The following is a 5,587-nucleotide window of genomic DNA, read 5'->3' on the forward strand; positions in this document are numbered from 1 at the left end:
CAAGGAGCTGTCTGACCCAACCAGTTTGGAACTGAAGTCAGCCAGCCAGGCGACTTTGATGCAGTATGACGCCGTTCAGTCCATTTTGTTTTGGTTGTCGGCGAAGAATCGTTTGAAGGAATTGATGGATGATTAAGATCGTGATGGGGAAATGCGAATTATGACTTAATCACTAGTCGACTACAATCAATAATGACTAAAAATAAAGGACCCGAAGCCACCTCGCTTCGAGTCCTTTTTGCTATCCTTCATTCAACTTTAACAATACATTTCCATGACCGGCGATCGTCCAAACGTGTGATAGATTGCGAACGTCATCGGGGAACTGGTCCCAGCCGCTGGTTGACTGTTTCAACTGCCGAGTTAATGCTTGATCGGCTTCATTTAGCTGCAATTCGTCAAACGAAGAAATGTTGTCGATAGTATACAGCTGGTACAAACTAAAGGCATTTTCCGGAATGTTTGTCTCGCCAGTTATCGGATCGTACTGGTAGGTGCCGGGTTCAACTTCGACGTCAAATTGCGGTGACCGGCCTTCGTACAGCTCGGGGCCGGCCGGAACCGGTTCGAGCTCATCATAATCTGCCGTCAGCATACTCACCCCAATGACCAGTAGGCCGATGAAGGCGACACCAATGATCGTTAAGTACTCTGATATCATGTGGATCCCTCCAAACGGTATGCTTATTTATTGGAATTGATTGTAAGCCAATGTGACGAAAAAAGCATGGAATAAGTCTGCAAATTTGTTGGGGAAAATTTAGTGGTCAGGTATACTGAAATTATCAGGGAAGTTGGCAATTAAAGATATCTAGGGGAAACCACGTACTTACTAATATGACGACTGTGATTTTGTACACGGTGTCAGTCAAATTTTTAATTAGGGGTACAGCATGATGAAAACAAAATAATCAGGTGACACTCTATATTTTTAGTTGTATTTCACCGCCAACCCACTATAATCAACTGTGTAAAACAAAATAAAACGTGGTCTGGGGTGCCCTTACGGCTGAGATGATACCCATTGAACCTGATGCAGTTAGGACTGCCGCAGGAAGATCAATTGGCAACCAATTCATTTGGCTGCAGGTGTCACATGTTATCATCAACTGTTATCGATCAGCGGCAATCCATTTGTCGTCTGGTCTTTTTTTATGGTCGGACCCCGTGCCACTCACAGGAGGAACGATTATGTCATTGTCTCAAGATATATTGTTTGACGCCCAACCGTATTTGATTGCCAACGAAAAACATCCGTTTGTTCAGGGAATCATCAGCGGTCAACTCACGTCGGGTCAGCTGCGCTATTATGACGAGCAGGATATTGCGTTTGAATATAATGAAGTCGCGGTAATTAATGCGTTGATCAACTATAGTTCGACCACCGAGCAGGCGTTGTTGTTTCAAAAACGCCAGGATATGCAGCTGACGATGCTTCGGGATTGGCTAAAACGAGAGCCGGAGTCGATGCCGCATGATTGGGAAACGCTCAAGCAGACGCCGATTCAGCCGATTAACCAGATGTACCGTCAGCACATGGCGGCCACCATCCAGACCCACAGCGTTCTGCAAATTTTGCCATCGTTTGCGGCAGGAGAGTGGATGTATGTTGAGTTGGGTAAATTTATGGCCAAACAGACGAGAGTTCAAAAAGAGCCGTTTCAAAGTTTCCTGTCCATGAGCGGGGATGCCTTCTTAGGGCCCAACGGCTACATTCAGCAGTTCTTCAACATCATTGATCACGAAGCTGAGTCGGCGACCGCACGCGAGCAGGAACAGGCCAAACAGACCTTCTTGAAGAGCTGCCTGCTGGAGTGGTATTTCTGGGACGCCGCCTACAAGGAAATTACTTGGGATAATTGTAAAGCCGTCGCCCTTGAAGGTAAGGGTGGACCGATGATTTAAATGCGTATCAAAAAATGAGGTGGACTTCTCAACTTGTTGAGAGGTTCACCTCATTGGTGTGGTTATGATGTTACTTAGCTGAATCGTGCGCCGACGGCCGGCTGAAAGCCTGCCTAGCCTACTTGGCAAACGGCAGCTTCCGGCCGTATAAGTTGATTTGTCAATCATCCAAGCCCAGGATGTTTGGCAAATCAACTTATACTTTGGAAGCTAACCGCCTTTTGTCACACACTACCCAATGACTTTACCCGCAAAACTCGGCATAAAGGCACTGTTAATCGTTTCGATATCGACATTTTGGCCCGGTTGCGGTGCGGCGACATACTGGTTATTGCCAATGTAGATGGCTACGTGGTGGGTTGCGCCGTGCTCTCCCCAGAACAACAGGTCACCTGGTTGAGCCTCCGACACGGCTTCTGTTGTAACGTGGCTTTCCTGGGTAACCGTATAGTGGCCCAGTGCGATGCCGGCTGCCTTTTGGTAGACGTAGTCGGTCAATCCCGAGCAGTCCATTCCTTGAAGGGATTCGCCACCCCAAACGTAGGGGATATTTTGCGAAGCCAGTTGCTTGGCCAAGCTGACCACGGCGTCCGCCTTTGACGTCGCACTATTGACGGTCGCCTTGGTGGTGCCGGCATTTGGATTGTAGTAGGTGGTGCTTGCCTGTTGTGGCTGGGTTTGATTGTTATAAGTATCTGCGCTTGCTTGAGTAACCACGCCGCCCATAATCGCTCCGGCAACTGCAGCACTCAAAATGAATTTCGTGAATTTCAATGAAGAACACCTCGTTTTAATATTTGTGGTGTCATCATAACGCCCATACTTTTCAAGCAAGTTACAAAATAATTGAGTTCCGTTGACGAAAGATTGCGGTCTGTAATCCTGTTAAAGATTTGGTAGAGAAGCTTAAAAAATTGATATGGCGGTTGACAAGCATCATCAAAATGTTGTCCGCACGACGAAATACTGATCTTTTTTATGAAATATCACAAACCTCTTATATTTTTTGAATAAGTTGGAAAAATGTTGTAAAACCGATTGAAAATTGACTAGTAAACGCTTACAATATCAGTTAATATATTAGTTCAACAATCAAGTCAAACAATCTAAGAGGCGAAGTCAAATGGAAATGCATAAATTCAAAGTTTTAGCAGAAACAGGCATCATGTCACGGCCAGCAACCAGACTCGTCATGGCAGCACAGGAGTTCAAGTCTGATATCAAGCTCACGTATAACGATCACACGGTTAATTTGAAATCAATCATGGGTGTGATGTCACTGGGCGTTCCCCAGGGCAGTTATGTCGAAATTTCGGCCAGTGGTTAGGATGAAAAAGAAGCCATGGTAGGCATTGATACATACTTGGAAAAGGAAGGAATCGTGGAGAAAGCGCCCGAAAGCGCCGATGCGTAAGATACGCTTTATTTAGATCACAGACTAAAGGTGGAATGCAAACTGATTTGCGTGCCGCCTTTAATGTGTTTGGTGCGATTGACTGTGCGACACACCATTTCCGGAGCTTGTCGGCAGAAATCAATTGAAGTATCATAAGGGATGAAAGCGCTAATAAAATCTAATTATGGGATGAGAGATATGGAAAACGAAAATAACAAACTTGACCGCAAACGATTAAGTGAAATTGTACCAGCACTGACCACCGTCATCAGCGACCCTGACGACCAGTTTTCATTATTTGACTGGGGCCATGGGGAAATCATTGGCCTGATTCATCATTACGAAGATGACCCGGACACCGAAGTCGAAGACGTTTTAAGCGGCGGTGTCAAAGGCGGTTTGGGCTACTCGTATGACCCGGTTGACGAGGCCCACTTCCAAGTGGACGGCAAGGATAAGACCTTGATAAAGGGAACGGTCGCCTCAAGAAGCGTTGCCGTTCTGGTATCGCCTGACGTTCCGGAAGCAATTTTGGATTACCTGTCCATTGACATGATCAACACCTTGCAGATTCCCGGAATTCATTATGAGTATCCGGATGTATTGTAAAGTATTATCTAAATAAGGCTTTGACACCCTGTAAATACGATGCCAAAGCCTTATTTAGATAATACTTTCAGTGAGCGTAATGTGTTGCAAACCGTGGGATAATTTTAATCCGTCCTTCAAGTATCATTTTATGAAGTAAATTATTCCCGTGATTTTGTTCCAATGTATCTCCATATTCAAATAATAATGATGATAGTTTTTTGAATTGGTCTTCTTTAACTTGTCGAGGTAACATGCCGGAAATGTAAGGATTGTAGGCAAAAGTTAGTGAAACATTTGTATTTGAGTAGATTTGATAGTGATCAAATAACGATAAGAAGTAAGAATAATCCGCTTTGCTAAGTGAGTGGCCATAAAAAATAATTTCGTTAATATTTGAATCAAGTAAATCCTTGGATTTACTTGCGTCACTATCAAATAAATCCCGGTAAGTCTTAGTGAATTTGTAGCTTGAATCATTAGGTGAAACATCAGTTGAATCGATTCCGAATATAATATTACTGGTTTCATCAGTATCGGGGCGCCCAATATGCCCGTGGAAATTTTTATATGTGTGTAAGTGTTCATTATTTGTCCAAAGATAAGGTTGGGTATAGTTGAATGATAGAATGTTGTATTCAGAGTCCCCGGATAACCGTTGGAGAAGTTCTTCTGATTCATTCAAATAATCTCGATATCCAGAATGGATCTCGGAACTGAATTGTTCTTGCAAGTAAGCCGCAAAATTGTTTTCAAAACTCTGTAGCTCATTAATTAAGAAATTATCATCCTCAACTAAGTTGCTGGGAAACTCGTTCCGTAACTTGGATAATATATCGAGAAGAAGTACATAGCTTTTTAATTGTGAAGAATTCAGGCTATACTCTGATTTCATTAGTAATTCTTTAATGGAGATAGTCTTTAGGCCCTCAGTAACGTCTTTTATTTCACTTTCAACATCGTTCCATTCTTTGTCAATATTTTTACGTTCAGCAAAAAGTAGATCCCAGAAATTTATCCTTTCACTAATTACGTTTCCAAGAAGTCGGGCAGTAGGGTTGTTAGGATTACCAATTAACGATTCGACTCTAGGCTGCCCCGTTTGACCGCCTTCTGTCCATGATTGATTTTCATCAAAGTATTTCTGTACTTCTTTTAATATGACGGCAAAATTTTGTGGCATAAATTTGTTTTTAGCATAATCTAGATAACTTGAAATGTTAGATTTGAGACTGCATGCAAGATCAAACCCATTCCCGATAACTAACAACTTTTCAGGATTTGTTGGTTCTAATTCATTGGTTTTCATAATATTCTCCTCACAATCATATAGTTAATATGCATTAGGACTTTAGTCAATCACCACTGGCACTTTCCCCATAGCCCGCAGCACCCGCACTAAATCCGCATACGACATCAAAATCGTCGCCGTATTGACATTCGGGTGAGCCGAGATTTCGGGGAAGCTTTGCAGCGACTTGTTTAGCAGGACAGTCACTTGGTCGTCGGTGTCGTGCATCAGTGCCAGTGGCGTCACCATGCCGGACACGACGCCGAGCAGGGCTTCCAATTGGGCTTCGCTGGCAAATGCCAGGCGGCTGTGGCCCAACCCCAGCTGATCGGTTAGCGACTTGAAGTCGACGCGATGATTATCGGTCAAGTACAGATAATACCGGTCGCTTTTCTTATCCTTCAGCA

General features: G+C 43.7%; 6 protein-coding genes, 1 pseudogene and 1 riboswitch. Of the genes and pseudogenes, 3 read left to right on the forward strand and 4 right to left on the reverse strand.

All coding sequences use genetic code 11. The features are described 5' to 3' along the window. Positions 1–241 precede the first annotated feature (241 nt). Positions 242–661, reverse strand: a complete 420-nt coding sequence (locus AB3112_RS07545) for a hypothetical protein (protein WP_084972948.1) — start codon at positions 659–661, stop codon at positions 242–244. Positions 662–983: 322 nt separating this feature from the next. Beyond that, positions 984–1,074, forward strand: a riboswitch (TPP riboswitch). 117 nt (positions 1,075–1,191) lie between these two features. On the opposite strand from AB3112_RS07545, the gene AB3112_RS07550 reads away from it, so the two are divergent. Continuing rightward, positions 1,192–1,905, forward strand: coding sequence for a TenA family protein (locus AB3112_RS07550; protein WP_084972946.1), 714 nt, complete (start codon positions 1,192–1,194; stop codon positions 1,903–1,905). 231 nt (positions 1,906–2,136) lie between these two features. Here the strand turns inward: AB3112_RS07550 and AB3112_RS07555 are convergent, their stop codons facing one another. Beyond that, positions 2,137–2,679 carry a C40 family peptidase gene (locus tag AB3112_RS07555; protein ID WP_084972944.1) on the reverse strand — a complete coding sequence of 181 codons (543 nt, stop codon included), beginning with the start codon at positions 2,677–2,679 and terminating at the stop codon, positions 2,137–2,139. Positions 2,680–3,028: 349 nt separating this feature from the next. Here AB3112_RS07555 and AB3112_RS07560 point away from each other — a divergent pair. After that, positions 3,029–3,319: pseudogene (locus tag AB3112_RS07560) on the forward strand (phosphocarrier protein HPr). A gap of 180 nt (positions 3,320–3,499) precedes the next feature. Further along, complete coding sequence (locus AB3112_RS07565; protein WP_084972940.1) at positions 3,500–3,910, forward strand: hypothetical protein; 411 nt, start codon at positions 3,500–3,502, stop codon at positions 3,908–3,910. Positions 3,911–3,977: 67 nt separating this feature from the next. Here AB3112_RS07565 and AB3112_RS07570 read toward each other — a convergent pair whose 3' ends face one another. Together AB3112_RS07570 and AB3112_RS07575 are read right to left on the reverse strand one after the other, a co-directional pair. After that, positions 3,978–5,198, reverse strand: a complete 1,221-nt coding sequence (locus tag AB3112_RS07570) for an AbiH family protein (RefSeq protein ID WP_367334218.1) — start codon at positions 5,196–5,198, stop codon at positions 3,978–3,980. Positions 5,199–5,240: 42 nt separating this feature from the next. After that, a partial coding sequence (locus AB3112_RS07575) for a YbaK/EbsC family protein (protein ID WP_367334219.1) occupies positions 5,241–5,587 on the reverse strand: 347 nt, incomplete at its 5' end.

Origin of the sequence: Lentilactobacillus sp., from assembly GCF_040773105.1 — a bacterium.
Taxonomy (GTDB): domain Bacteria; phylum Bacillota; class Bacilli; order Lactobacillales; family Lactobacillaceae; genus Lentilactobacillus; species Lentilactobacillus parabuchneri.

Coding starts and splice junctions, on each gene's coding strand:
- AB3112_RS07545 (WP_084972948.1), bottom strand. CDS start 661: ATGATATCAGAGTACTTAACGATCATTGGTGTCGCCTTCATCGGCCTA.
- AB3112_RS07550 (WP_084972946.1), top strand. CDS start 1,192: ATGTCATTGTCTCAAGATATATTGTTTGACGCCCAACCGTATTTGATT.
- AB3112_RS07565 (WP_084972940.1), top strand. CDS start 3,500: ATGGAAAACGAAAATAACAAACTTGACCGCAAACGATTAAGTGAAATT.
- AB3112_RS07570 (WP_367334218.1), bottom strand. CDS start 5,198: ATGAAAACCAATGAATTAGAACCAACAAATCCTGAAAAGTTGTTAGTT.